This window comes from Rathayibacter sp. AY2B5, assembly GCF_002931645.1.
Classification (GTDB): domain Bacteria; phylum Actinomycetota; class Actinomycetes; order Actinomycetales; family Microbacteriaceae; genus Rathayibacter.
Map to the genome: position 1 here is coordinate 156,191 of NZ_PSUE01000002.1, position 26,351 is coordinate 182,541.

Below are 26,351 nucleotides of genomic sequence, written 5' to 3' on the forward strand. Positions count from 1 at the left end.
TCCGTTCCACAGAAGCACGGAACGCCGCGGAGTCCAGTCCCCCTCCCGCAGTGCGGCGGAGCAGTAGGGTCGCATCATGCCGCTCCCGATCCCGACGCTCACCGAGGGTCGTGTCACCGTCCGCCCCATCCGCGTGCGCGACGCCCGCCCTCTCGAGCGGGAGCTGATCGCGAACCGGTCGTGGCTGCGCCAGTGGGAGGCGTCCGACCCCCGGGGAGGCGCCGCGTTCGACGTGCGCGCCAGCATCCGCTCGCTGCAGCAGAACGCGCGGGCCGGCGGGGGAGTGCCGTTCCTCATCGACTGGGACGGCGAGCTCGCCGGGCAGCTCAACATCTCGAACATCGGGTACGGCTCGCTCTCCTCCGGGTCGATCGGCTACTGGGTGTCCGAGCGCTACGCCGGGCGGGGGATCACTCCGATCGCCGTGGCACTCGCTGCCGACCACGCCTTCCTCGACCTGGGCCTGCACCGGATCGAGATCTGCATCCGCCCGGAGAACCGGCCGAGCCTGCGCGTGGTCGAGAAGCTCGGCTTCCGCTACGAGGGCCTGCGGCGGCGCTTCATCCACATCAACGGCGACTGGCGCGACCACTTCTGCTTCGCCCTCGTGGCGGAGGAGGTGCCCCGCGGCGTGCTCCGCCGCTACCTCGACGGGCAGGTCCCGTCGGAGGTCGGCGTGCCGACCGACGCGGACCTCCGCGCCTCCCGCCGCTCGGGTCTCTCCGGACCCTCCGACGGCGCCGGTGTCCCTCCGACGGGGCCCCGGCTGATCCGCGATCCGCACGGACACACCTACCCGTAATGACGGACGGGAGTGCCCGGTGCTCCTAGCGTTGTCCGCATGAGTAGCGACTGGCTGGGCGGGGGCGTCGTCTGGGCGCTCGCCGCCGTTCTGTGGGTCGCCTACCTGATCCCCACGTGGATGCGCAGGCGGTCCTACAACGCGACCGAGCGCAACGCGGTGAGGCTGCAGCAGACGCTGCGGATCCTCGCCGAGACCGCGGAAGTGCCCGAGCACGTGCGTGCGGAGGCGACGGCCCGCGAGGTGGCGCTGCAGCAGCGCCGGCTCCGGGTGACCGAGACACGACGACGAGCCGAAGAGAAGGCACAGGCGATGGAGCTGGCACAGGCGGAGAAGGCGGCGCGCGACGCGCTGCGACGGGCGACCGCGAGCGCACGGCGGAGCACGCGGTCAGGGCCCTCGGTCCTGCGCTGGCGCCAGGGCGCCGCGCTGGCCGTGCTGGTCGGGGCGGTCGCCGCGCTGGTCGGGCTCGTGATGCTGCCCTTCGGCGGCACGGGTGCGGTGCCGCTCGTCGGCCTGCTCCTCGCCGTCGCGGGGCTCGGCACGCTGATACTGCTGGCGCCGGGTCGCGGCCGCGCCGCCGCTCCGGCCGCAACAGCGACGACGGCCGCCGCGACCGAGCGCCGGCGCGCCGAGGTCTTCGAGGCCGAGCTCGCCGAGGAGGCGGCGGACGACGCCTCCGAGGAGCTCGCCGAGGACCGTGCGAGCTGGACGCCGCAGCCGCTCCCCAAGCCGCTCTACCTCTCCCGGGGCACGGTCGCCGCCTCCGCGATGGCGTCGATCGACGCCGTGGAGCGCCTGCGCACCGCCGCGGCGGAGGCGGAGCTCGCCCAGCGAGCCGCCGCGACCGCTCCCGAGGTGGCGCCGCTGCGCGTCCCGCGTGCCGCCGCTCCCGCTCCCGAGGCGCCGCGTCCCTCCTCCCGCTTCGCCGCGATGGGCGTCGTGGACGGCGTCGACGCGATCGACCTCGACCAGGCGCTGCAGCGCCGCCGCGGGGCCTGACGCGAGTGCGAGGCGACTGCTCGTCCGTGCTAGTGTGGACGAGTTGTTCGGGCTGGTGACGGCTCGGAAGGCACGGGTCCGTGGCGCAGTTGGTAGCGCGCTTCGTTCGCAATGAAGAGGTCAGGGGTTCGAATCCCCTCGGATCCACCATAAGAGTCTTACTCGAATCACCATCTTCGTAGATGCCGGTGAGGATTGCTTCAGTAAGTCCCGACAGATCTAATCCCAAGAGACCGCCCACACGGGCGGTCTCTTTTGGTTTCGGCCCTGCGCGGCGCGTGGACTCGGCTTGAGCGCTTGTGTCGGCGGCTGGGCGCCCCAGATCGGCGGTGTATGTCATCCAGCCGCGCTGCGCCGCGAGAAGCTCGCGTAGCGGCTGTTTGATGTCGTCGCCGATCACGTCGTCGTTGGCGACGTAGAGGTTGTTGAAGATGGCCTGATTCAGCGCACGGCGCACCTCATCGCTAGATGCGATGTAGAGCGCTCGGATGTCCGTGAGTAGCTCGAGGAAGGTGTCGATGTGAGCGCGGCCTGCGTTCAGGTCGGCGGTCGCTACGCTGAGATGCTCTTAAAGGGCTTCGCGTTCGCGGGCCAGGTCGCGCAGTCGCTCGCGGATGCGTTCACGGGGCAGCGAGGCATCAGCCGCGAGGTCAAGCAGGTTGTCTTCCATCGCCTGTAGCGCGACAAGCCGGTCTTCGAGCTGTGTCCGACGCAGGTGTTCGGCTTTGGCCTCATCGCGGAGGGTTGCTTCGAGTTGTTCGCGGACCACGCGAATGAAGTCCGGGCTCAACTCGACTTGCTTGTAGTGCTCCTCGACGGCGGCCTCGATGTTGTCGACGTTTGCGAAGGGCGCATCGCAGGTCCCGTCCTGCACGCCGCGGCAGAAGAAGTACCAGTACTCGCCGCCATGTCTGCCGATGCTGCGCTGTTGGATGAGGCGCCGGTTGACGTTGCGTTCGAGACGGCAATGCCCGCACCAGAGGCTGCCCTTGAGGTAGTGGGTGTAGCGACGACGCCGTTCCCCGGACACTCCTCGCGTATCGAGGATGCCCTGGACGAGATCGAAGAGGTCGGGGTCGATCAACGGGGTACGACGGCCCTTAAAGGTTTCGCCCTTGTATGTGACTTCGCCGAGGTAGTAGCGATCGCGAAGCATCTGTTGGATCTTGGTGTCAGATACTGGCCAAGCTGGGCGACGAGCCGTAGGTCGCGTCAGGAGGCCACGCTCGGTGAGCTCGTCGGCGATGTCCTGGTACGTGCAATTTCCGGTTGCGAACATCTCGAATGCGAGCTTGACGTACGGCGCTCGTTCCTCATCGATGGCCACCGTATTGATCTTGCGACCGTCGATGTTTTCGGTGACGTTGAGGTAGCCGAGCGGCGCGCGTCCGAGCGTGCCACCGTTCTTGGCCTTCGCGGCCATCTTGTAAGCGATGTCCGCGCCGTCTTCACGGGAGCGGTATTCGTTGAACGCGGCGAGGATGCCGTGCATGAGTTGCCCGACTGGTGTGGCGTCGATGGACTCGGTCGCTGACACGAGCGTGACGCCGCGTTTCTGGAGGTCGGCCATGACGATGGCGTCGTCGGTGCGGTTTCGGGCGAAGCGGGACAATTTGTAGACGATGACGTAGTCGACGTCGCGCTCACGGCGGATGCGTTCGAGCATCTCCTGGAACGCGACGCGCTTGGTCATCTCGGTAGCGGATCGGCCCGGTTCGACATACTCGGCAACGATGGTGAGCCCCAGTTGTTCAGCCTTCCGCTGGCACGATGTGCGCTGAGCAGGGATCGAGATCCCCTCGGGGTCGTAGTCGGTATTGACCTGTCCCTTGCTTGAGACGCGCAGGTAGGTCACGGCTCGTGAGCCCGGTGGTGCGTCAGCTCCTTCGAGGATGTTGGGCGTTCCGTACGTCGTGATCTCGTTCTCGTCGAGTTCAACGACGATGGGCTTCAACGGTGGCGGTGCGGCGCTGAAAACACCTGATGGATGGCTGGTTTGGTTCGACATGGGGCTCCTTCCTTCGGCTGGGTCCTCCGGATTAACGCTCTTCCGGCCGAGGAAGTCCAGTCCTTCGGTGGCTTCCACGGCAGGTTCAGCGCCCCGCAACGGGGGTGCATGACCGTCGTAATTTCTACCTCGTTCCTCGGTCTGCGAAGCGGCCCTCACCTCACTTGTTGAAGACATAGGTGCGTCCCTTCCACTCAATGAGGTCGTAGCCTTCTCGGATGTGATCTTCGATCAGGGAGTAGTCGATGGTGACGGCATTGTCAGGGATCGACCGGGACTCGGTGGCTTCGTAGCTTGCGAGTTCGAGGCTGTCGATCTCGGCGAGGTCGCGCACCGCATCCTCGATGAATGGGTAGGCGCTGACGTAACTCTCGTGGAAACTCTCCATGATGTTGTCGGCCCCGACGCTCACGCCTGGGAGCATGAGAAACGCCTGCAGGGCCTCGTCCTCTGGCAGTCGGAGATCGGTGAGTAGTTCGATCAGGCCGTCTTCGTCGCCGCTGTCCCAATCGGCCGGAACGTTGACGGTGAAGTGCTCACCGCCGACGCGGACGTTGGTTCGCACGAGCAATTGCGCGGGTGGAACGCGTCCCGAGGCGAGGTAGGACTCGCGGATGAGCGGTTCGATCGTTCCGCGGTCACTGCGGAGCTTTAATGGTGAAGCCGGAACGGACGCGTTCTCCACGGCGATGCAGAAGCCGTAGGACGTTTTGCGGTAAGTTAGCGCGTTCTGACCACTGCTCTTGAGGCCACGTCCGTCGTTCGCTGAGGTCGCGTCATCTGGGTAGCGAGCGTCCGGCCAGGGCGTGGTCTGTCCCGAGGGCTGTCGCCGCGGTCTGGAGATCGGACTTCATCGATGCCTCGACGGCCTGCTTCGTGATGCCGTTGTAGCCCACGATCGTGATAGCCGCCAGAATCGCAATGACCACGATGACGATCAAAAGCTCCACGATGGTGAAGCCGCTGCGGGGTTGGTTTCTACAAGTGTCTTTCATACATTGAGTTCTCTGTCTTGATTGCTACTCGCACGATCGCATAATGCGGTTGGTGCCGTTCGAAGCCGTGGCAACGAAGCAGCCGTTGCCGTAGGCGACGGAGCTCCAGCTGTTCTGCTCGGGTGCCGCGACCGTCGTCCAGGTACTCCCGTCGGTCGAGGTCATGATTCGGTTCGTGCCGCCGCCCCCCGCTACTGCAACAAAGCGGTCATCTCCGTAGGTGATGGAGCTCCAGCTGTTCTGGTCGTTCACGGTGGCTGCTGTCCACGTGATGGCATCGGTGGATGTCAGGATGTTCTTTGTGCTGGGGTAGCTCGCCAAGGCAACGAAGCGACCGTTACCGTAGGACACATCGCTCCAAGTCATCTGTTCTGGCGTCGCACGTGCCGTCCATGAGGTGCCATTCGTCGATGTGATGACTCGGTTGGTTCCGGAAGACGCCACCGCCACGAACTGGCCGTTGCCGTAGGTGACGGAGCGCCAACTGTTCTGTTCCGGTGCGGCGACTGCTGTCCAGCTCAAGCCGTCGGTTGAGGTCATGATTCGGTTCGTGCCGTCGAATCCCACCGCGACGAAACGGCCACCCCCGTAGGCGATGTCGGAGAACCTGTAGGTGTTGGCTGGCGGATCATGTGGGGACCAGGAGATGCCGTCTGTCGACGTCATGATGGAGCCGCTGCCGCCCGCGTTCGCAAGTCCGACGAAGCGACCGTTGCCGTACGCGACCGAGTTCCAGTAGTTGACGTTCGGCGCCTGAGTGATGGCCCATGAAGCGCCGTCCGTAGACGTCGCGATCTCACCGGTACTGGTTGCTACCGCTACGAAGCGACCATTGCCGTACGCGACGTCGAGCCAAAGGTGCGGAGCCGGAGCGGCGTGAGCAGTCCATACGATTGCAGCCGCGTCACATCGTCCGACATCGAACGTGTCGGTATCGCTTCGCAGCCGTAGTGGCGACGAGATTCCTGGATACTCAACGGCAACGCAGTACCCATACGAGGTTCGCCGGTAGGCCAAGGAGTTGTCACCGCTGGCCTGTAGCCCGTTTCCGGTGTTCGCCGATCCCGCATCGGCCGGATAGCTGCCGTTCTTCGTGTTGTCCAGTTCGAGTGCCGTTGCGGCGCCCCGGAGATCAGACTTCATTGACGCCTCGATTGCCTGTTTCGTGATGCCGTTATACGCAACGATCGTGATGGCAGCGAGGATCGCGATGACGACGATGACAATGAGTAACTCGACGATGGTGAAGCCAGCACCAGCTCGGATCGGAAGGAATCGACGCACCGAGGAAACAGGACCTCGCTGGAGGGTCGATATCGAATCGGAACTGGTGCTGGATGCCCATCGCGCCATAGTTGCCCCTGACTATGAAGCATGACCACGATGCGTTCAAGCCCTGATCCGCCGTAGTTTTTACAACGCTCGCGACCGGAAGATTGACGCGAGAATTCATCGGTTCATACTCAGCGACGTCCTCGTCGGCATGCGGCTCGTAGGAGAACCACCAGGTTCGCCGGCCGCTCCCGATGAGGAGGCTCACCATGAGTGAGAACACACCCGCCGACGTGCCCTCCACGGCACTCGGCCCGATCCGCACCCTCGCGGTGCGTATCGCCGACGGACTGCGGGCGCAGCTGGACGTAATCGCCCAGCTCAACGACCGTTCCGTCACCGAAGAGATCCGGATCGCCCTCGAAGTCTGGGTCGAGACCGGCAAGTCCGACCCCAAGGTCCTCGCCAGGGCCGAAACGGTGCGCGCCGAGATCGACCGCGAAGCCAAGACCAAGCAGAACGCGATCGAGGCCATCTTCGGCGGTACCGGAGTGAAGGCTCCGCGTACCAAGTCGGGCTCCGCCTGACGAAGACTCCCTCCCCGTCGTGGGGAACGGAGCGAGGGGCGGCTTGCCCGGGGATCGCAGTGCGCAGCCAGCGTGCTCTCCCTGGGCGGCTGCCCTCAACAACTTGCCTCGTTGCTGCCCCGCGGCTCGTCAGAGAACCAACTGGTTCTCGGCCGCGACAACAGTAAGGAGGTGGGAGCGATGGTTCTCGGAATCGTCATCCCGCAAGACGGCGGCGGTGATCTTCGACTCGAAGAGCTCGCCGGCCTCCGGGACTTCCAAGAAGTCACCGGCGGCTGGATCGAGCCCATTGAACTCGACGGCATCGACGCCACGATCTGCGTTAACGGCGAAGTGCAGCACCACCCCGGCCCGTTCAACTCTCGGGCGACGACGCTGCGCTGGTACCACGGACTGCACCGCGACAAGGCGTTGCTCCTGGGCGACGCCGTGATCGTCGGCACGCAGTCGGGTGAGGGCGGCAAGTCCCTGCCGTGGCTGATCCACGCACTGATGGACCACCACGAGTTCGTGGTGCAGATCAGCCCGGACAAGCACCACTGGGCCGACACCCCGCTCCGCTTCACGTCGATCTTCGAGGCGAAGCTCTGGGCCATGCTCATCGACGGCGTCCTCATCGACGGCGTCGACGTCCGCATCGAAGCGCTCGATACCTGCGCCGAGCACCTGAGCAAGGAGACGCGCTCATGGTGACCGGCATCGTCATCCCCGCCGAGGTCGGGGAACCGCTGCGCGAGCTTGACACCTCGGTACCGAACGCCATTGCGGAGACCGTCGGTGGGCTCATGGAGGCCGTCGATCTCTACGACCTCGGCGTCACCGTCTACGTCAACGAGTCGGGGCTGCTCCGGCACCTGCCGTTCAACAGCCGGGCCTCGTTCCTCTGGTGGTACCACGTCCCATCCGCCCGTCAGCGAGCCATGCTCGTCGGCGAAGCGGTCATCGTGGGCCTGCCGGACGACAACGGCGCCGACACCGACGTGCCGACGGCCGCACGCGATCTGCTGCTCTCGCCCCGGCGCTACCGCGTCGAGGTGCGGACGGCAGGTGACCCCACCTGGTACCGCAACCGGGCGACCTATCCCGACTACTGGGAAGCGATCGTCTGGGCGATGGTGCTCCTCGAACGGATGTCGGAGGTGGAGGAGACCCGAGTTGTGCCCGTAGACGGCGATGCCGCCGAGGCCGCCTGACTCACACCAACTCATCCGCGACGGCGGCGACTGCCCAGCCTCGAGAGCTATATGCGCTCTCGGCTGGAGCGGTCGCCGCCCTCTTCATATCTGGACACGAGGACGCGGCTTCCGAGTCGTTGCCGCGGGCGCGACATTCCGATCTATATGCTCGTGTCATGTTTGGCGAAGAGGCGCATGCGGTCGGCGCAGAGGGCGTCCAGAAGGCCAAGCGATGGCTCGAAGCAACCACGCGCGTTGATGTCCAGTGGATCTACCGGGAGGAAGCTGCGCGCAAGAAGCTTGCGTTTCAGTGGCACGACAACTCCTCGTTCGTGTACGACATGGGCGGCGTCTTTCGCGGTGGCCCGCTCGCCAACCAGACCTTCATGGCCGAGGTGAAGAACTACAGCACCGTTGGCAAGCAAGGTCCGATGTACGAGGAGTACCTCGCACGTTGTTACCGCGCCCGTCAGGAGATCCCGGGCTTTACCGAGCAGTTCATGTGGATCACCTGGCACCCTTTTTCGCAGGGTTCCTGGACCAAGTTGACAACGGCCGAGGCAGTCCGAGACGCGGTCATCAAGTACGCGCCGAAGGCGCTTGGAGTCGATGTGGGCGAGGCAACGTCGGCAGTCGACGATACGGTGTGTGCCGAGGTGGCCGAGACTCTCTGGCTGCTCGTCCTCTCCGACAAACATGAGCTCCTCATGCTTTCGGACCTGGACCGAGCAGCTGTCATTAGCGCGCAGATCACGAGGGCTGGGGCATGACTCAGGTAGATCAGCCAATTCAGGCAGCATTGGGCGACGCCCTTGGTCGCGTCTCATGGGCCGACACCGTGGGTGGCGTCAAGCAAGTGATTACTCACTACCTCGAGGGGCTCCACTCGGGCGCGACGATCCGCCATACGGATTTCTTCAATCACTCGTTCGCGCCGGATATCACGATGGAGTGGCGCGACGGGTCGAACCCTGAGCGGCGCGTCTTTCTCCGCTTCCCGGACCATCCCGACTTCATCGCGGACAGCGTTGAGCGGGACCTGCCAACCGGCTCGATGGTGGTCGGGTTGGGAGAACTCGAGGGACGCGACGAGGCGCCCGTGCTGGCGGAGGCCTCGAAGGACCGCAATACGCTCGTCGTCGACTCTTCTGGACTCGACACGCTGAATCGATCGGCCAGCGAGGGCAGTGGCGAGTCAGTCGTTACCAGCGCCGTCGCGAAGGGCGCGCGCGGCCTTTTTGGGCGTGCGAAGTCGGCTGAGGTTACCTCCCGAATCTCCAGCGGACTACAGGGCGCATCGCGCGGTGAGGCCAGCACTACAGGGGACGCCGCGCAGACTTCACAGGAAGACTTCGATCCGCGGCAGGCGAAGTCGCTTGAGTACCTGCTCCAGACCTATTGGATCGCGGGCGGCGCGCGCCCGGACGAGTACCCGGGCCAGTTCCAACCCGGGGTTCGAATCGGGGCGAACGAGCTGTCGCTCCTGTTTGACACGCTCGATATTGACGACTGGGCATTCTGGCGCAACCTCGGGAACGACGTCTCCTTGGATCGCATTTTCGCGTTGGGGGCGTCGACCAACTCTGCAAACTTGAGTCGACTGATCCGCGCCAACGTGGACCGCTTCACGGCCAAGGCTGCCTGGATCCGCCCCGGAGACGGTCGCCTACGTGAACCGGACGAGCCCGATTTCGACTGGCGCCTCGAGAACGATCTGTTGCGGCTCGTTGGTCCGACCTTCGACGCTCACTTCGCCGAGAAGCGCAAGCGCATCACCAAGCTGTCGGCGGACCACAAGCAAGACGGTATCGCTCCTTCCGTGCTGCTCGAACGTGCGCCGACGCTGGGCATCACTGAGGTGCGCTTTGATGATGGGCGCAGTCAGCTGGTGTTTGCAACGGACGACATCACCGCCGACGACCGTACGGTCAGCATGGCGGAGTCCTTCGGTGATGCAGGGCGCATCGTGCGGGCCACAGCCATCGTTCCGACGGCCGGCACGCACGCCACGGTTGACTTTGAGTTGTCCACGGTGGTTGCTGTCACGAACAGCAACCCTCCGCTCGACGGGCTCGTGCGTACCGCAATCCAAGCCCTCGTTCCGCTTGACGAAGGGTCGTCAGCTGCGTTCGAGGCATTCATCGCGTTGCCTGCGGAGATTGCCGCCGACGGCGTCATCGAGCCTTCGATGCTCGACAGTGTGCTTGAAGGAGATGAGCCGGGCGGCGAGGCGTCCACGGATAAGAGCGCGGTTGGCCGTGACAAAAGTGCGGTGGAGCCAGATGCCGACGAAGGCCTAGCATAAAACACCAGGTCAGCGTATAAATATACGATAGGTATATGCGACCTGTTGAGCCACGCTCCCGATCGCGCCACCCCGGATTGGACGCATTCAAGGCGATGTCCGTCTGCCCCGATACCCTGAGAGCAGTCTCCCGGGGGACGTAACTGTAGTGCGCGCACAGACGCGCGTAGGAGGAACCACACAGCATGACTCGAGCCACATTCAGCCAATCGAAGCGCCCGTCCGGGCGGAACGTTGCCGAGCGCACCGCGACCGACCGGTCGCCGAAGGTGGTGACGTGGTAGTGGCTCTCAAGAAGTCGGACCTCTATAGCTCGCTGTGGGCAAGCTGCGACCAGCTCCGTGGCGGCATGGACGCGAGCCAGTACAAGGACTACATCCTGACGATGCTGTTCATGAAGTACGTCTCGGACAAAGCGAAGTCGGATCCCGAGAGTCTCATCGAGGTGCCTGAGGGTGGCTCGTTCGACGACATGTTCGCCGCCAAGAACGACAAGGAGATCGGAGACCGCTTCAACAAGATCATCGGCAAGCTCGCCGACGCCAACGGCCTCCGGAACGTCATCGATCAGGCTGACTTCAATGACCCGGAGAAGCTCGGCAACGGCAAGGAGATGCAAGACCGCCTCTCGAAGCTCGTAACGATCTTCCGGGACCTGGACTTCCGTGGTTCCCGGGCAGAGGGCGACGACCTGCTCGGCGACGCGTACGAGTACCTGATGCGCCATTTCGCCACGGAGTCGGGCAAGAGCAAGGGACAGTTCTACACGCCTGCCGAGGTCTCCCGCGTGCTCGCCAAGGTTGTCGGCATCGGTAGCTCGACTAGTCAAGACGAGACCGTGTACGACCCAGCGTGTGGTTCTGGATCTCTGCTGCTGAAGGCCGCTGCGGAGGCTCCTCGCGGGATGACGATCTACGGTCAGGAAAAGGACAACGCGACCTGGGCACTAGCCAGGATGAACATGATCCTACACGGCAACGCGACTGCGGAGATCTTCAAGGGCGACACGATCACGAGCCCGAGCCCGCAGCTCACCAACGGCAAGAGCCTGAAGACGTTCGACTACGTCGTCATGAACCCTCCGTTCTCCATTAAGTCGTGGAGCAACGGACTCGAAGAGGACTTCGGCCGGTTCGAGTACGGCATGCCACCTGAGAAGAACGGCGACTACGCCTTTCTCCTTCACGCCCTCACATCACTGAAGTCCGAGGGCAAGGCGGCCGTCATCCTGCCGCACGGCGTGCTCTTCCGCGGTAACGCGGAGGGTAACATCCGCCGGGAACTTCTCAAGCGCGGCTTCATCAAGGGCGTCATCGGTCTGCCGACGAACCTCTTCTATGGCACGGGAATCCCCGCGTGCATCGTGCTGCTCGACAAGGAGAACGCTGTTAGCCGCACGGGCGTCTTCATGGTGGACGCCAGCAAGGGCTTCATCAAGGACGGCAACAAGAACCGACTCCGAGACCAGGACATCCACAAGATCGTCGACACCTTCAACCGTCAGTTGCCGATCGATGGTTACTCGCGCATGGTGCCGATGAGCGAGATCGCCGACCCGAAGAACAACTACAACCTCAACATCCCGCGCTACATCGATAGCTCGGAGCCAGAGGATCTTCAGGATCTGTCGGCACATCTGCACGGTGGCATTCCGAACCGCGACATCGACGCGCTGCAGACTTACTGGGACGCACTACCAGCCCTGAAGGACGCTCTCTTCGAGCCGCTGCGCGAGGGTTACTCGAAGCTCACAGTAGACCCGGCCGACGTGCAAGATTACGCGCTGAATCGCAGTGGTCTCGAGTTCATCCGCACGGACGTCGAGACGGTCGTAAATGAATGGTTCGAAGTGCACCGCTCGGCGCTCCTCGCGATCGATGCCGAGACTATGCCGAACGACCTGATTCAAGCCCTCGGCGACGATCTGCTCGCTCGGTTCAAGGACATGCCTTTGCTGGACGAGTACGACGTCTACCAGCAGCTCATGAGCTACTGGAACGACACGATGCATGACGACGTGTATCTGCTCATGACCGAACTCGGAAACGGTGGCTCGTGGGCCAGCGCTGCCAAGCCTCGCCCCACGATCGAGGACAAGGAGCGCAAACTCACCGAGGACGCAGACCTGGAGATCGGCAGCGGGCGCGCCAAGAAGAAGTTCAAGATGGACCTCATCCCGCCGACCCTCGTAGTGTCCCGATACTTCGCCGCCGAAAGGGCGAAGGTCGAAGAGCTCCAAGTCGCCGCTGACGACGCGGCCCTCGCCGTCGAGGAGTACGTCGAAGAGAATGCTGTCGAGGACGGCCTGCTTGCCGAGGCCATGGATGACGAGAAGATCTCGAAGGTGTTGGCAGCCAAACGTCTGCGCGAGATCAAGGGCTCAGGCGACAAGGAGGAAATCGCCGCGCTGAACCATCTGATCAGCCTCTACGGCAATGAAGCCACCGCGAAGAAGGCGGCAAAGGATGCTCAGACGGAGCTCGACGAGCTGACGCTGCGTCAGTACGGTGCCCTCACCGACAGTGACGTGCAGGAGCTTCTGCTGGATCAGAAATGGCACTCGATTCTGCTTGAGCACATCGACGGGGCAGTGAGCAACCTCACCCTCGCACTCGTCGGCCGCGTGCGTGCACTGGGTGAGCGTTACGGGGAAACGGTCGGTGACCTCGAGTCACGTCTCGCCATTCTCGACGCGAAGGTGGCCGCGCACCTCGCGGCGATGCGGGTTCGTTGATGGCGCCGAAAACTCTCGGAGAAATCTCAACCTTCATCACGAAGGGGGCGACGCCGACGACCTACGGCTACAAATGGCAGGCCTTCGGTGTGCCCTTCCTTCGGAGCGAATGCGTCTCCGGCCGTGGGCTGGACATGCGTCAGTCGATGTTCATCTCTGAGGCGGCCGACCAGTCGCTGCGTCGCAGCCGCGTCAAGGACGGCGACATCCTCATGACAATTACCGGCAACGTGGGCCGAGTCGTGCGGCTCGCCGGTATCGGATCAGCCAATATCAACCAGCACATCGCCAGGGTCCGTATCAAGGATCGAAACTTCGACCCCGGCTACGTCTATCACTTCCTCTCGCAGGACACGATGCGGGAGTACTACGAGTCGATTGTCACAGGACAGGCGTTTCCGCAGATCAGTCTTGTGCAGGTACGGTCGACGCCGGTTCCGGAGATGGGCATCGAGGAGCAGAAGACAATCGCCCGAGCGCTTGATGACGCCGACAACCTGGTTGTCGCGCTGGAGGGCCTCATCACCAAGAGGCAGGCGATCAAGCATGGCATGCGACAGGATCTTCTCTCCGGTCGAGTCCGCCTTCCGGGCCATACCGCTCCGTGGGCAGAGGCCCGACTCGGGAGCCTTGGAAAGGCTATTCGCGGCGTGGCCTATGAGCCGGACGCAGACCTGTCGTCGAGCGACCAGTCGTTCACAGTTCGGCTCCTGCGGTCCAACAACGTGCAGGACGGTCAAATCGTTCGGCGTGGGCTTCAGTTCGTTCACGAACGGCGTGTGTCTTCGGCGCAAGTTCTTGCCTCCGGAGACATCGTCATCTGCATGGCCAACGGTAGTCGGGCCCTAGTGGGAAAGGCGGCGCTTTTCGAACCAAAAAGAGGCGAGCCGCACTATACCTTTGGGGCGTTCATGGGCGCGTTCCGGACGGATCAGTCGGTCGCAAGCCCGAGGTACATTGCCGAGTTGATGCGGACCCACGTATTCCGAAACTGGCTCGATGTCCTGCTGTCAGGGTCGAGTATCAACAATCTGAGGCCCGGGGATATCGAGGGATTTGTCGCGTCGCTGCCGAGTTTGCCTGAGCAGGTTGCGATCGCAGAAACGCTAGGTGACGTGGATCAGGAGATAGACCAGCTGGGAGAGCGTCTGGCCAAGGCCCGAGCGATCAAGCAAGGCATGATGCAGCACCTCCTCACGGGTCGCGTGCACCTCCCCGTGGAGGCGGCGGAATGAGTGCTCTGAACACCGCCTGGGCGATCGAGCAGCTCGACAAGTTCATTGAGCAGACCGTGATGCGCAACGCCAGTTCGTCGGGTGACGGCTGGGTGAGCATCTCGAACAAGGACGCCACAGCAGCACCAGACGCAGAGGTGGCGAAGCAGGCTCAGGTCATCGAGAAGATCCTCGAACGCATATTGCCGAACTGGCGCGAAGACGTCACGGGCAAGATGGCCAACAACCGCTGGGCGAAGCATCGCGAAGCAGCGATACGTGCACGCGAGGAACTCGTGCGGGCCGAGGAGATCAAGCAGAACCTGGGCGACGATGCACCAGCGGTCTCTGCAGCCAACCTGCACCCGTGGATCTGGAGCGGTGCGCGTTCGCTGTGGCAGTCAGGTCACTTCGTGCAGGCTGTACGCGACGCCGCAACCAAGCTCAATGCGGAGACGCAGAACAAGGTTGGCCGTCGGGACGTCAGCGAAACAGATCTCTTCAAGCAGTCATTCTCACTCGATGAAGCGAAACTCGGGAAGTCGCGCCTGCGGCGGATGTCGCCTGAAGACAGCGACACCTATCGGTCGCTGCAGCGTGGCGCTATGGCGTTTGCCGAGGGCGTGTTTGCGGGTATTCGCAATCCGCTTTCGCATGAGGCGGACCAGGAGCTTTCCGAGCAAGTTGCGCTTGAGTACCTGGCGGCGCTGAGCGTGCTCGCGCGCTGGGTAGATGAATCAACAGTGGAGCACGCAGGGGGCGCGTCATGAGCACAGTAGGACAGATCGAAAAGAGGACTCAGGATCGCATCGTGAAGTTGTTCACGGAGCAGCTTGACTATGAGTACCTCGGAGACTGGCACGACGGCAACCGGACGAATGGCATCGAAGCCGAGCTCCTCAGCCAGAACCTGCGCGCTCGGAACTACGACGACGCGCTCATCACTCGCGCGATTGAGCAGCTCGAGAAGGCGGCCGCCGTTGGTGTCGGCCACAACCTGTACGAGGCGAACCGGGACGTCTACCAGCTGCTCCGCTACGGCGTAAAGGTCAAGGCGGCCGCTGGCGAATCAACGCAGACGGTTTGGCTCATCGACTGGCAGACTCCGTCCGCCAACCACTTTGCGCTCGCTGAAGAGGTCACAGTTCTCGGTCACCACACCAAGCGCCCGGACATCGTCCTCTACGTCAACGGGCTGGCACTCGGCGTCATCGAGCTTAAGCGCTCCAAGGTGTCCCTTACCGAGGGGATCCGGCAGTCCATCGGCAACCAGAGCAAGGACTTCATCCGTCCGTTCTTCTCAACCGTCCAGTATCTGTTCGCCGGCAACGACGCCGAAGGGCTTCGCTACGGCGTCATCGACACAGCCGAGAAGTACTGGCTCGAGTGGAAGGAAGAGTCGGACGTCGACTCGCCACTGGATCGCGCCCTCCTGCAGATGTGCGCGAAAGACCGCTTCCTCGAACTGATTCACAACTTCGTCGTCTTCGACAAAGGCGTCAAGAAGGGTCCGCGCCACAACCAGTACTTCGGCGTCAAGGCAGCGCAGAAGCGCATCGCCCAACGCGAGGGCGGCATCATCTGGCATACCCAAGGTTCCGGCAAGAGTCTGACGATGGTGTGGCTGGCCAAGTGGATCCGCGAGTCCCAGGTAGGCACCGATCCACGCGTGCTCATCATCACTGATCGCACCGAACTGGATGATCAGATCGAGAAGGTCTTCAAGGGAGTCAACGAGTCCATCTATCGGACCAAGAGCGGTGCTGACCTCATCACGACGCTCAACACATCAGAAGAGTGGCTCATCGCCTCGCTCGTTCACAAGTTCCGCGACAGCGGTGAAAACACTGACGCCGACACCGACGACTACATCGCGGAGCTCAGCGCCGCACTCCCGAAGGACTTCCGCGCCAAGGGCAATATCTTCGTCTTCGTCGACGAGGCCCACCGCACCCAGTCCGGCAAGATGCACCGCGCCATGAAGCAGCTCCTGCCCGACGCCATGTTCATCGGCTTCACCGGCACGCCGCTCCTGAAAGCCGACAAGGCGACCAGCATTGAGACCTTCGGGTCATTCATCCACACTTACAAGTTCAATGAGGCCGTGAGCGACGGCGTCGTGCTCGACCTGCGCTATGAGGCCCGCGATATCGATCAGGACCTGACCTCGCCCGCGCATGTCGATAAGTGGTTCGAAGCGAAGACGAAGGGCATGACCGACCTCTCGCGCGCCGAGCTCAAGAAGCGCTGGGGCACCATGCAGAAGGTCGTCTCCAGCAAGTCCCGTGCAGAGCAGATCGTCGCCGACATCCTGCTCGACATGGAGACGAAGCCGCGGCTCATGGATCGCCGCGGCAACGCGATGCTCGTCGGCGCCAGTATCTATCAGGCATGCAAGTTCTACGACCTGTTCGTCAACGCGGGCTTCAAAGGCAAGTGCGCGATCGTCACGAGCTATCAGCCCAACGTCACGGAGATCTCGAAAGAAGATGCGGGCGCGGGCAAGACCGAGAAGCTCGCGCAGTACGACATCTACCGCCGCATGCTGGCCGACTACTTCGACGAATCCGAAGACGCAGCCATGGGACGCGTCGAAGAGTTTGAAGCCGCGGTCAAGAAGCAGTTCGTCGAGGAGCCGGGCCAGATGCGGCTGCTGATCGTGGTGGACAAGCTCCTCACAGGCTTCGACGCGCCGAGCGCCACCTATCTCTACATCGACAAGAAGATGCAGGATCACGGGCTGTTCCAAGCGATCTGCCGCGTGAACCGCCTCGACGGCGACGACAAGGACTACGGCTACATCGTCGACTACCGGGACCTGTTCAACTCACTCGAAAGCGCTATCAATGACTACACCTCGGGCGCACTCGAGGGGTATGAGAAGCAAGACATCGAGGGATTGTTGACAGACCGCATCGACAAGGCTCGGGATGATCTTGACGACGCCCTGGAGCGGATCCGCGCGCTCTGCGAGCCGGTGCTCCCGCCCAAGGGCACGGATCAATACCGCGCGTACTTCGTCGCGAAGGACGCGGGCAGCCCCGATCAGATCAAGGCCAATGAGCCGAAGCGCGTCGAACTCTACAAGGCGGTCTCGGCGGTCACACGCGCCTTCGCAAACATTGCCAACGACATGGCTGAGGCCGGCTACAGCCCTGCAGACGTCGAGAAGATCAAGAAGGAGATCGCCCACTACAGCGACGTACGTGCCGAAGTGAAGCTCGCCGCTGGCGAAGACGTTGACTTCAAGGCTTACGAAGCCGACATGCGCTTCCTGCTCGACACCTATATCAAGGCGGGCGCGTCGGAAGTGGTGTCGAACTTCGAAGACACGGGGCTTATCGACCTGATCGTGAAGCTCGGTCCCGCGGCTATCGACAAGCTCCCGCCCGGCATCAGGAAGAGCAAGGACGCGGTCGCCGAGACCATCATCAACAACATGCGCAAGGTCATCATCGACGAACACGCGCTGAACCCGAAGTTCTACGACCGGATGAGCGAACTGCTCGACGCGATCCTCGAAGAACGACGCAAACAGGCGCTCGACTACGAGGCCTATCTCGCCAAGATCCTCGATGCCGCGCAGCAGCTCGGCAACAAGGAAACCGGCAAGAGCTACCCGACGTGGGCGAAACACGGTGGGCAGAAGGCGCTTATCGACACGCTCGACGACGACGCCGACCTCGCGTTCGTGATCGATTCCACTGTGCGGAACGTGAAGAAGCACGACTGGGTCGACAATCCGATGAAGCGGAAGCAAGTCAAGCAGGCTATTGCCCGCTCGCTGCCCGACGGCGATGCCCGGGTCGAGGCGGTCTTTGATCTCATGAGGTCGCGCGATGAGTACCGCTAGCGCGTACCTCACCGTCCGCGGCCTCGACGTCGACATCATCCGCAAGGACATCAAGCATCTTCACGTCGGCGTCTACCCGCCCGCGGGTCGAATTCGCGTCGCTGCGCCGTTGGGCTTCGACGACGAGCACATCCGACTCGCAGTCATTCAGCGCCTCGCCTGGATTCGACGTCAGCGCAAGGAGTTGCAGAGCGCCGCGCGCCAGTCCGTTCGTGAGATGGTTACGGGCGAGTCGCACTACGTGTGGGGGCTCCGGAAGCGGCTGAAAGTAGTCGAACGACCCGGACGCGCGCATGTTGAGGTCGACGGCGATCGGCTCACGCTGTACGTCGCGCAGGAAGCCTCAGTTGAGCAGCGCCGCACCTATCTCGAACAGTGGTATCGCGATCAGCTTCGCTCCGCCTTGCCTGATTTGATCAGCAAGTGGGAGCAGCGTCTCGACGTGACCGTCCCGCGGTGGACCATCCGAAAAATGAAGACGAAATGGGGATCGTGCAACCGCGAAACCCACGGCCTCTGGTTCAACGTCGAGCTTGCCAAAAAGCACCCCGATTGCCTTGAGTACATCGTGGTGCACGAGCTCACGCACTACTTCGACGGAAACCACGGTGCGCGCTTCGCGGCGCTGATGGACCGCAATCTGCCGGACTGGCGATCGCGCCGCGACGAGCTCAATGGTGCACCCCTCGTAGAGGAGGACTGGCAAGCATGAATAGCACTCCTGAAACGCTCACCGAGGACCGGTCTTGAGCACCGCGCTCGACCAAATTCGCGCGGCGGACGCGGCGATCTGTGGCGCGATCAACGCACTGACACCGGACCGCCCCTTGTTGTCACAGCAGATGCTTGGGCAGCTGCGAAACCTGGTGGAGGGCGTGGCGGTTCGCTGGAGCACAGGTCAGCCGAGCACGGACTACAACTATGACGCGATCAAGGCCGCGCTCGATGATCTTGGCTCGGCTCCGAAGAAGCTCCATTTCCTGAAGCGCTTCCACAAGCTTCTCCAGGAGAGCGCCTCGCACTATGTCGTTGACGGAGACGCATCTGAACGATTGATGCTGAAGTACTACGAGTACTTGATGCGTCTTCGGGACTTCGCGCAGGCGGAGTGGAGCTTTGCCGTGCTGTCGAATCTCGAGAAGTTCCCGGTGGATCTTGACCCTTCGCTTCGCGAGTACCACCAGAAGATCGCCGAACGCATTCATGCTGGCAGGCAGGGTCTTCGAACCCCCGGACGCCGCGATCGATACTACGTCTTGAAGACCAGGCCGTTCTTCGTCGGCGGGCGCATCTACTACGAAGTCACGTTCCAAGACGCGAAGGACCACACGAGCAAGACTGAGCGCCACATCGCGTTCACGGACATCGACATGACAGACAAGTACGCGTCGAACCTGACGCTGATCGACGACGAGATCGAGGTACTCGATCACACGATGCCGGTTCGGGTTATCACGGACTGGGAAGTCTCCATCAGGCCGTGCGAGTTTGAGAACTTCGGGGGCATCTTCGGAGAGTATTCGAAAGTATCCACCGGACAGACCGAATACCGCCACTTGATGCAGTACCTGACCGAGACGGGCACAAACCTTCTCGACGTGATGGCGCTGGCGGAGACCAAATTCCAGAAGCTGAGCGATGAAGCGACCCAACGGGCACAGAAGTCGATCATCTTTCCAGTGCTCACCAAAGCTCGACAGCTGATTGCACGGAAGGCCGCCGGGCATAATGTCATCCGCTATCTCTTGCTCCGGATGAGGAACGAGACGATCAAGCTCCAGTATTACCCAGAGGGGTGCGGTGGGCTTTCGAACCTCAACCTTTCGTGGGGATGCAAACCGTTCGACACGATGCCCCTGTGCACGTCAGCGCTGGGCCACAATCCGCGGTTCTCGGACCTCATCGAGAGCCTCGACTCTGCATCGCGGAAGCACGAGCTCCTGGCGCATCGCGTCAAGACGGATGTGGAACAGCGCGGCATGCTCTACACGCCAAAATATGAGGTGGAACGCTTCGAGGACATCGACCAACTCATGCGCGCCTACAACGGACGCCTCTACTACAAGCACAAGCCGGGACGCTGCCTGGTCGAAGATCGCGGTCATCTGTTCATCAGTGAGTACGAGCAGGACACGATCGCGATCATTCAGGAGCTCCAGAGCCATGCGTCGGCCGGCATCGACGGCTACGCGGACGCGGTTGAGTTCTGGCTAAACGAGGCTCCTCGCGACATCGACGATCCGCTCAAGCGAGACGCACTCAAGCGCCTCTTCGCACAGTCGGGCGTAGCGATGATCTACGGTGCAGCCGGTACCGGGAAGTCGACGATGATCAACCACATCGCCAGCTACTTCCACGACAAGGAGAAGCTCTTCCTCGCGCATACGAACCCAGCGGTGGACAACCTCAAGCGACGTGTGACGACGAGTGGCTCCGACTTCAGGACCATCAGCCGTCAGCTCCGCAATCCCTCGGCGAAGCACTATGACGTGCTCGTCATCGATGAGTGCAGTACCGTCAGCAACGCCGACTTTTTGAAGGTTCTCCAACAGACGTCGTTCTCGCTGCTCGTCCTTGTCGGCGACGTCTTTCAGATCGAATCAATCCAGTTCGGCAACTGGTTTGCGCTGGCGCCTGCCTTCCTCCCCAAGGCGTCGGTCTTCGAGTTGACCACTCCCTATCGGACGAAGAACGACAACCTCTTGCGATTCTGGTCTGCCGTGCGGGGGATCGACGACAACATCACCGAGATCATCGCTGCGCAGAAGTACTCGGCCAGGCTCGACGAGACACTCTTCGCTCCTCAGAAGGATGACGAGATCATCTTGTGCCTCAACTACGAAGGCCTGTACGGGATCAATAACATCAATCAGTTCCTCCAAAGTGGCAACCCGAATCCTGCGACGGCGTGGGGTGTCTCGACGTACAAGGTCGGAGATCCAGTGCTCTTCAACGACAGCGCCAGGTTCCGCGGAGTCATCTACAACAACCTCAAGGGCAGGATCGTTGGAATCGAGGAGGTTCCTGGGCGGATCCAGTTCGATGTGAAGCTGGAGCGGGCTATCACGGAGTTCGAAGTAACTGGGCCCGAGCTGGTGTGGCTAGGCGATGCGACAGTGCGGTTCTCGGTCTTCGCCCATGGCAGCACCGATGACGACGATCAGGACCTCAATACGAGCGTGCCGTTCCAGGTGGCATACGCGGTTTCAATCCACAAGGCGCAAGGCCTCGAGTACGACTCCGTCAAAGTGGTCATCACAGATGCCAATGAGGATAGCTTCTCGCACAGCATCTTCTACACGGCGATTACCCGAGCGCGAGAGAACCTCAAGATCTTCTGGACTCCTGAGACTCAGCACGCCGTGATTGCGAAGCTCGACCGACCCAACAGCAAAAAGGACGTCGGCATATTGTCCAGCCGCAGCGCGCTGAAGCCGATGTAGTTGGCTGCCATCCCGTCGCATCGCTGACGCTCAAACTCCATAGATCTGAGTGGAACACAAGAAATGAGGAAACCCACGGATGGTACTGACACTCGGACCCATCCTGCTCGACGCAGGCATCGACCTGTCGGACGCACTGGTGATCCGCCATGCCTACGTGCGTGAGCATGAGGACAGCGGGATCTCGGGCATCCACGCGGACTCGACCGACGCGGAGATCCTCGAATACACGCGCAACCAGTCGGCGAACACACGACGGTTCCCTGAGGTGCCTCCCCGCTACTGGGTCGTCTTCATCCGTGAGGGCGGTGACCAGGCTCGGCTGTGGGCCGTGGTCGAGAACCGCGGCGAGATAGCCAACGACGGAGTGCGCCGTATCTTCGACATGGTTGTCTCTGACCACATGGCGGACCTGCGGGGGCGCCTTGTGATCGGGTGGCGATCACCGCGCACCTGGTGGATGCGCGCCAGCCAGCTACCCGGTGATGGGCATCGCCGATGCGGAACCGGTGCCGTTCCCCGGCTTCGACCGGCTCGTCCTGGACTATGCGCAGCTCCAGGCCGTAATGCGCGAGCATCGCTACACCTCGTGGCGCACCGCGCTGTCGTCGGTTGTGGGAATCTACCTGATCACCGATACCCGCGATGGACGTCACTACGTCGGAAAAGCCGACGGTGAAGAGAACATTCGCCAGCGCTGGACCGTGTACGCGACGAACGGGCACGGCGGCAACGTCGAGCTGCGAGGACTTGATCCTTCGACCTTCCGATACTCGCTACTTCGCGTGTTCGACCCGTCGACACCAACTTCAGCGATCGACGCCTCAGAGAGCCACTTCAAGGTCGCCCTGGACTCGCGTCGGCACGGGCTGAACCGAAACTAGACGCGCACGTCGATGTCGTTGTGCCCCGATATGTTTACTGGGGATCGCGAAAGGGACGAATGATGGCCGATGGCATAGAGATCGTCAGCGACGGTGACGGGGCGATCGTCGCGGGCGAGCGATCTGCGGTTGAACGATTCCTCAAGCACAACGGCCTCCTCAAAGGCGCGCAGACCTTCAGCCTGAGCAAGCTGAGCCCGCTCCTCAAGGCCGGGTCTGGCATCGCGGAGACAGCTGCCGACATCGCTGAGCAGTCGGCGATGTATCTCAAGCTCACGCCGGAATCCGCCCAGCGACTCAAAGACGCCGGCGGGCTGATGAAGACCAAGACCAAGGGCATTAGCCACGCCATGCTCGGCGAGACGGGCAACGACTCGCTCAAGTGGCTCCAGGTGGAGGATGGTCCGGCCTCGCTGTTGACGAACCCGGCAGCGCTCTCCGGCATCGGCGGAATGATGAGCCAGTTTGCCCAGCAGGCGGAAGCGCGCGAGCTGAAGGAGCTACTGGCTCGGATCGACGAGAAACTCGACGACGTGCGCCGCGCGCAACGTGACGCAGTCCTCGCCAAGATGAGGAGCTCGGCGGCAGCGATCGACGAGGCGATGGTACTTCGGGCGCATGGTGGAGACCCCAAGACGACGTGGGACAAGGTGAGCGGCGTGTCCAAGTCGATCCTGAACGTGCAGGATGAGGCGTTGCTGGCACTAGGGGCGCTCGCGGACAAGGTTGAGGGCAAGCGCAGGGCTGGGGAGCTGAAGAAGGTCACCAGTGATATCGAACGTGAGGTCGCGGTCCAGCTCGCGATCCTGGCGCGGTGTTTCGAACTGCAGGACGAGTTTCGTGTGGTCGAGCTTGATCATGTACTCACCACGGCGCCGGAGCACCTTGAGGGTCATCAACGCGGCGTTGCTGCAGCCCGAGAGAAGCGCCGGTCCGCCGTGGTGGCGCAGACTTCCCGCCTGATGGCGCAGATGGACGCGGCGGGCGGCATCGTGAATGAGAACGTTCTCCTTCACGCTGGGACCGCGCGTGCCGTGATTAGTTCACTCAATGCGACGGCTGCCAGCCTCGACGACTTCCATGGCCCGCTGGGGATCGAGTCAACGCGCGAGACCTTGACGGCGATCACAAGGCGCGAGGCGTTCCGCGATCCACAGCAGCGGGTCACGGCCGGTAAGGAGATCTCGCAGAAGGCGCTGATCGGGGCGGGTGCGGTTGGCGTTCTCGCCCTTTCCGTCGTGGGTGCCAAGGGCGCCTCGAAGTCGAGCAGCTGAACTTGTGATGTGGCGCAGGTCATGAGTCGGGAATCGTCTCACATCGGGATGAATCCATGCCCTGTCGCAGAGTACGGATTCGTGCGGCCTGCGAGTGGATCGAGAGTGGTAAGGCTCTAACGGCGTGGCTTCACTGTTGCAATTGCAACCCCGATCAGAAGCACGAAGATCGAAAGCCAAAGCCACGCGACCGAATCGTTATACGCCCTGAACGAGATTATGGCAGCGCCTCCGCTTGCGCATTCGTTCGTTATTCGCTCTATGCATTCATGTGGTGCAAGATGGGATATCGCCGGCCCCGCAAAGAGAGTCAAGGCAAGCATTACGCCGCCCACGGCAAGAACGATGAATCTGTGAAGCCCTATTCGGCGCGCCTTTCTTGATGTTGTCATATATCTCAATATTATCATGCATGGAGTGCAATTCGAACTACATATTGACACAATTCTGCGCATTTCGTACATTCAGTGGGTTGGGCAAGATTCTTGTCCAATGTTCCTCTCATCATGCAATCGTATGATGAATCGGCTACTCACTGAAAGTAGAATCATGCGCAAAAGACGCATTTCACCCAGCGCCATATTCGTGGTGCTGTTCATGTCAATAGCTGCCTCCTTCGGGGTGGCGACTCCGGCGCTTGCGACCGGTCCGACCATCGAGTTGCAACACTCGAACCTGCAGGTGCGCGAGCGTACGTTGCTCTACCCGGACACCATCTGTCCGAACGCCGCAACGGGCGAGGCGAATGCCTACGTCTACGGAACCTTCACCGACTCTGGCAGTCAGGTGTTCTCGAATCTGTTCATCGGCTACTCGGTGGCGAACGGCAGCTGGAGCTCGGGTTCGTTTGTAGTTCCGGCTGGCGCTGCTCTGGGAAGCGGCTCGCTCGAGGTGTACTGCACGCAGACTCCTGGGGGTGGTTCACCGAACCGTGTACTCGATCCGGTTGCCGTCACGGTTGTCGGTCAGACGACCGGAGTGACGGTTGATCGCGTGAATATCTGGCACGAGGCGCACTTCACCTCAGTGACGGCGTGCGAGCCGAATGTCCCCGTGGATATCCAGCTTCACGATCAGGGCAACCAGATTATGAGCGGGGACCTGGGGGCCACGTCGTACGGACTCGAGATTACGGACACGGTGACTTCGGACTCTTCCGGCGCATGGACGTTCAGTCAGCAGCTGACCCCAGGCGAGGGGTTCAGTAACCCTGGATACCTCTACACGTTGCGTGCAACGTGTCGGAACTCATCTGGTGACTACGAGCACGGGTCGTACAACTTCGCCCTCAAGGCGGATCAGTACGTCGCACTCGGCGACTCGTACAGCTCAGGACTCGGTGCGTTCACGTATTACGAGCCGAGTGGCTGCATGCGGTCCTTCGACGGCTATCCGTTCGAGTTTGCAATCGGTGCATCCCTTGACCCGCCGAATCAGCAGGCTTGTGCAGGTGCCGTGACGCAGGATGTCGTTGGTACTGGATTGATGCCGCCGGGCTTCCTCGACGGACAGGTTCAGTCTCTGACGACCGACACGGAAGTGGTCACCATCACGGTGGGTGGGAATGACATCGGCTTCGCCGAAGTCATGGGTCAGTGTGTCGACTACCTCACGCACCCAGGGTATGGATGCGCGGCTGACGGCGCTACCAACTCGAGTGTAGCGAGCAGGGTCTCGAAGTTGGCGGGGTTTGGAAGTGCAACGTCACCTGGTGGAACGACCATCTCGTCGTATGTCGACACGCTGAACGCAATCGCGACGCATGCCCCAAACGCGAAGATCTACATCGCTGGGTATCCCACCTTCTTCGGTGAAGACACGAGCAACTATGTGTTCGATCTCACTGCTCCGGGAGACTACAGGTGTGTAGTGTACTCGGGGACGACGACCTTCGTGAACGTCTCATACAACGACGCACTCTGGATTAACGGCTGGATCGATAATCTTAATGAGGTCATCGAAGGTGCTGTTGCGACGATCGATTCACCGAATGTGGTCTACGTGTCACCGTCGACGTTCGACGGCCACGGGCTTTGCGACAGTGGTACGTCATATCTGAACGGAGTCATCCGCAATGCACATGACGGCGCAGGCGATCCGGAGAGCTTCCATCCCACCGTGGACGGAATGAGCCTGGGGTACGCCGTAGCGTTCCTGGATGCGATGGACTAGATAGGGAGGAGCTTCGGGGTGGCGTCGTTTACGGCGTCACCCCACTTCTATTTTCAAAGCGATAGGTTGCATTATCATTGACAACTTCCCAAAAATGTTCATAATCAATCAGGTGTTGCGCTCATCGAACGCGACCGTGTGAGTCCCGCAAGGGAACACCGGCCCGCCGAAGATGAGTCGCGATCGTCTGTGCATTGAAGCCCAGCTTCTCGCCGACGCTCGCCAGCGACAGTCCGGACAGGTAGAGCCGGCTGGCCGTAGCAACCTGCGCTGATGAAATCGAGTGCTCCCGAACGGGTTCACGATGACGATCCAGTGCTGCACGAACAGTGGTCCGATGAACCCCATGTGCTCGTGCAAGCTCCTTCATCGAAGCTCCCGCCCGGTATCCATCCACGATGGATTGCTGGACCTCAACGGGAAGTTCCTTCGGTAAACGCGGCTTGCGGATACGAGACGGTTCCCGTGAAACCAGTTCTGATCTTGCATTCTCGAGCAGATCACGAAGTTGACAGGATGTCTCCTTTGTTTTCGAGTAAGCACCCAGGACCCCCACCACAACGGAAGGCCCGCTCGAGAGAGCGGGCCTTCTGCTTTGTGCCGGCGGCCGGATCGGGAACCTCGCCTGTTC

General features: G+C 61.9%; 20 protein-coding genes and 1 tRNA gene. 17 read left to right on the plus strand and 4 right to left on the minus strand.

The window, feature by feature from the left end; translation table 11 throughout:
* Positions 1–76 precede the first annotated feature (76 nt).
* From C5C30_RS02380 to C5C30_RS02390, 3 genes are all read left to right on the plus strand, one after another.
* Positions 77–802 carry a GNAT family N-acetyltransferase gene (locus C5C30_RS02380; protein ID WP_104223217.1) on the plus strand — a complete coding sequence of 242 codons (726 nt, stop codon included), beginning with the start codon at positions 77–79 and terminating at the stop codon, positions 800–802.
* A 39-nt stretch (positions 803–841) separates the two neighbouring features.
* Positions 842–1,804, plus strand: coding sequence for a hypothetical protein (locus C5C30_RS02385; RefSeq protein WP_104333098.1), 963 nt, complete (start codon positions 842–844; stop codon positions 1,802–1,804).
* Positions 1,805–1,878: 74 nt separating this feature from the next.
* Positions 1,879–1,954, plus strand: a tRNA-Ala gene (locus C5C30_RS02390).
* 418 nt (positions 1,955–2,372) lie between these two features.
* Here the strand turns inward: C5C30_RS02390 and C5C30_RS02395 are convergent.
* The 4 genes from C5C30_RS02395 to C5C30_RS02410 form a co-directional block, all read right to left on the minus strand.
* Positions 2,373–3,812 (minus strand): recombinase family protein, encoded by a 1,440-nt coding sequence (locus C5C30_RS02395; protein ID WP_181131424.1) that lies wholly within the window; start codon positions 3,810–3,812, stop codon positions 2,373–2,375.
* Positions 3,813–3,972: 160 nt separating this feature from the next.
* Positions 3,973–4,497: a hypothetical protein gene (locus C5C30_RS02400; protein ID WP_146081468.1), complete on the minus strand. Its 525-nt coding sequence runs from the start codon at positions 4,495–4,497 to the stop codon at positions 3,973–3,975.
* 91 nt (positions 4,498–4,588) lie between these two features.
* Positions 4,589–4,807, minus strand: a complete 219-nt coding sequence (locus tag C5C30_RS02405) for a type II secretion system protein (RefSeq protein ID WP_104333101.1) — start codon at positions 4,805–4,807, stop codon at positions 4,589–4,591.
* A gap of 24 nt (positions 4,808–4,831) precedes the next feature.
* Positions 4,832–6,091, minus strand: a complete 1,260-nt coding sequence (locus tag C5C30_RS02410) for a type II secretion system protein (protein WP_181131426.1) — start codon at positions 6,089–6,091, stop codon at positions 4,832–4,834.
* Positions 6,092–6,348: 257 nt separating this feature from the next.
* Here C5C30_RS02410 and C5C30_RS02415 point away from each other — a divergent pair, with 257 nt between their 5' ends.
* From C5C30_RS02415 to C5C30_RS02480, 14 genes are all read left to right on the plus strand, one after another.
* The gene (locus tag C5C30_RS02415; RefSeq protein ID WP_104333103.1) at positions 6,349–6,666 is read left to right on the plus strand and encodes a DNA-binding protein; all 318 of its coding nucleotides are present in this window, start codon (positions 6,349–6,351) and stop codon (positions 6,664–6,666) included.
* A gap of 72 nt (positions 6,667–6,738) precedes the next feature.
* The gene (locus C5C30_RS02420) at positions 6,739–7,359 is read left to right on the plus strand and encodes a hypothetical protein (RefSeq protein WP_146081469.1); all 621 of its coding nucleotides are present in this window, start codon (positions 6,739–6,741) and stop codon (positions 7,357–7,359) included.
* Complete coding sequence (locus C5C30_RS02425; RefSeq protein ID WP_104333105.1) at positions 7,353–7,859, plus strand: DUF3846 domain-containing protein; 507 nt, start codon at positions 7,353–7,355, stop codon at positions 7,857–7,859. Before C5C30_RS02420 ends, C5C30_RS02425 begins: the two co-directional genes overlap by 7 nt.
* A 158-nt stretch (positions 7,860–8,017) precedes the next feature.
* The gene (locus tag C5C30_RS02430; RefSeq protein ID WP_104333106.1) at positions 8,018–8,611 is read left to right on the plus strand and encodes a hypothetical protein; all 594 of its coding nucleotides are present in this window, start codon (positions 8,018–8,020) and stop codon (positions 8,609–8,611) included.
* The gene (locus C5C30_RS02435; RefSeq protein ID WP_104333107.1) at positions 8,608–10,146 is read left to right on the plus strand and encodes a hypothetical protein; all 1,539 of its coding nucleotides are present in this window, start codon (positions 8,608–8,610) and stop codon (positions 10,144–10,146) included. The genes C5C30_RS02430 and C5C30_RS02435 overlap by 4 nt, the downstream gene beginning before the upstream one ends.
* Positions 10,147–10,429: 283 nt before the next feature.
* Positions 10,430–12,880 (plus strand): type I restriction-modification system subunit M, encoded by a 2,451-nt coding sequence (locus C5C30_RS02440; protein WP_104333127.1) that lies wholly within the window; start codon positions 10,430–10,432, stop codon positions 12,878–12,880.
* Positions 12,880–14,115, plus strand: coding sequence for a restriction endonuclease subunit S (locus C5C30_RS02445; RefSeq protein WP_104333108.1), 1,236 nt, complete (start codon positions 12,880–12,882; stop codon positions 14,113–14,115). Before C5C30_RS02440 ends, C5C30_RS02445 begins: the two co-directional genes overlap by 1 nt.
* Positions 14,112–14,864 (plus strand): TIGR02391 family protein, encoded by a 753-nt coding sequence (locus tag C5C30_RS02450; RefSeq protein ID WP_104333109.1) that lies wholly within the window; start codon positions 14,112–14,114, stop codon positions 14,862–14,864. The genes C5C30_RS02445 and C5C30_RS02450 overlap by 4 nt, the downstream gene beginning before the upstream one ends.
* A complete protein-coding gene (locus tag C5C30_RS02455) occupies positions 14,861–17,947 on the plus strand; it encodes a type I restriction endonuclease subunit R (RefSeq protein WP_104333110.1) in 3,087 nt (1,028 codons plus the stop codon). The genes C5C30_RS02450 and C5C30_RS02455 overlap by 4 nt, the downstream gene beginning before the upstream one ends.
* The gene (locus tag C5C30_RS02460) at positions 17,934–18,659 is read left to right on the plus strand and encodes a M48 family metallopeptidase (RefSeq protein ID WP_104333111.1); all 726 of its coding nucleotides are present in this window, start codon (positions 17,934–17,936) and stop codon (positions 18,657–18,659) included. The genes C5C30_RS02455 and C5C30_RS02460 overlap by 14 nt, the downstream gene beginning before the upstream one ends.
* A 34-nt stretch (positions 18,660–18,693) precedes the next feature.
* Entirely contained in the window at positions 18,694–21,390 is a 2,697-nt protein-coding gene (locus tag C5C30_RS02465) for an ATP-dependent RecD-like DNA helicase (protein ID WP_104333112.1), read from the plus strand.
* 482 nt (positions 21,391–21,872) lie between these two features.
* Positions 21,873–22,274, plus strand: a complete 402-nt coding sequence (locus tag C5C30_RS17930; RefSeq protein WP_374955296.1) for a GIY-YIG nuclease family protein — start codon at positions 21,873–21,875, stop codon at positions 22,272–22,274.
* 62 nt (positions 22,275–22,336) lie between these two features.
* Positions 22,337–23,548: a hypothetical protein gene (locus C5C30_RS02475; RefSeq protein ID WP_146081470.1), complete on the plus strand. Its 1,212-nt coding sequence runs from the start codon at positions 22,337–22,339 to the stop codon at positions 23,546–23,548.
* Between the two features lie 585 nt (positions 23,549–24,133).
* The gene (locus C5C30_RS02480) at positions 24,134–25,720 is read left to right on the plus strand and encodes an SGNH/GDSL hydrolase family protein (protein ID WP_181131427.1); all 1,587 of its coding nucleotides are present in this window, start codon (positions 24,134–24,136) and stop codon (positions 25,718–25,720) included.
* Positions 25,721–26,351 lie beyond the last annotated feature (631 nt).

Excerpts from the sequence above, each read along its gene's own strand:
- C5C30_RS02475 (WP_146081470.1), top strand. The coding sequence starts at position 22,337 with ATGGCCGATGGCATAGAGATCGTCAGCGACGGTGACGGGGCGATCGTC.
- C5C30_RS02385 (WP_104333098.1), top strand. The coding sequence starts at position 842 with ATGAGTAGCGACTGGCTGGGCGGGGGCGTCGTCTGGGCGCTCGCCGCC.
- C5C30_RS02380 (WP_104223217.1), top strand. The coding sequence starts at position 77 with ATGCCGCTCCCGATCCCGACGCTCACCGAGGGTCGTGTCACCGTCCGC.
- C5C30_RS02405 (WP_104333101.1), bottom strand. The coding sequence starts at position 4,807 with ATGAAAGACACTTGTAGAAACCAACCCCGCAGCGGCTTCACCATCGTG.
- C5C30_RS02425 (WP_104333105.1), top strand. The coding sequence starts at position 7,353 with ATGGTGACCGGCATCGTCATCCCCGCCGAGGTCGGGGAACCGCTGCGC.
- C5C30_RS02430 (WP_104333106.1), top strand. The coding sequence starts at position 8,018 with ATGTTTGGCGAAGAGGCGCATGCGGTCGGCGCAGAGGGCGTCCAGAAG.
- C5C30_RS02445 (WP_104333108.1), top strand. The coding sequence starts at position 12,880 with ATGGCGCCGAAAACTCTCGGAGAAATCTCAACCTTCATCACGAAGGGG.
- C5C30_RS02460 (WP_104333111.1), top strand. The coding sequence starts at position 17,934 with ATGAGTACCGCTAGCGCGTACCTCACCGTCCGCGGCCTCGACGTCGAC.
- C5C30_RS02435 (WP_104333107.1), top strand. The coding sequence starts at position 8,608 with ATGACTCAGGTAGATCAGCCAATTCAGGCAGCATTGGGCGACGCCCTT.
- C5C30_RS02395 (WP_181131424.1), bottom strand. The coding sequence starts at position 3,812 with ATGTCGAACCAAACCAGCCATCCATCAGGTGTTTTCAGCGCCGCACCG.
- C5C30_RS02455 (WP_104333110.1), top strand. The coding sequence starts at position 14,861 with ATGAGCACAGTAGGACAGATCGAAAAGAGGACTCAGGATCGCATCGTG.
- C5C30_RS02450 (WP_104333109.1), top strand. The coding sequence starts at position 14,112 with ATGAGTGCTCTGAACACCGCCTGGGCGATCGAGCAGCTCGACAAGTTC.
- C5C30_RS02415 (WP_104333103.1), top strand. The coding sequence starts at position 6,349 with ATGAGTGAGAACACACCCGCCGACGTGCCCTCCACGGCACTCGGCCCG.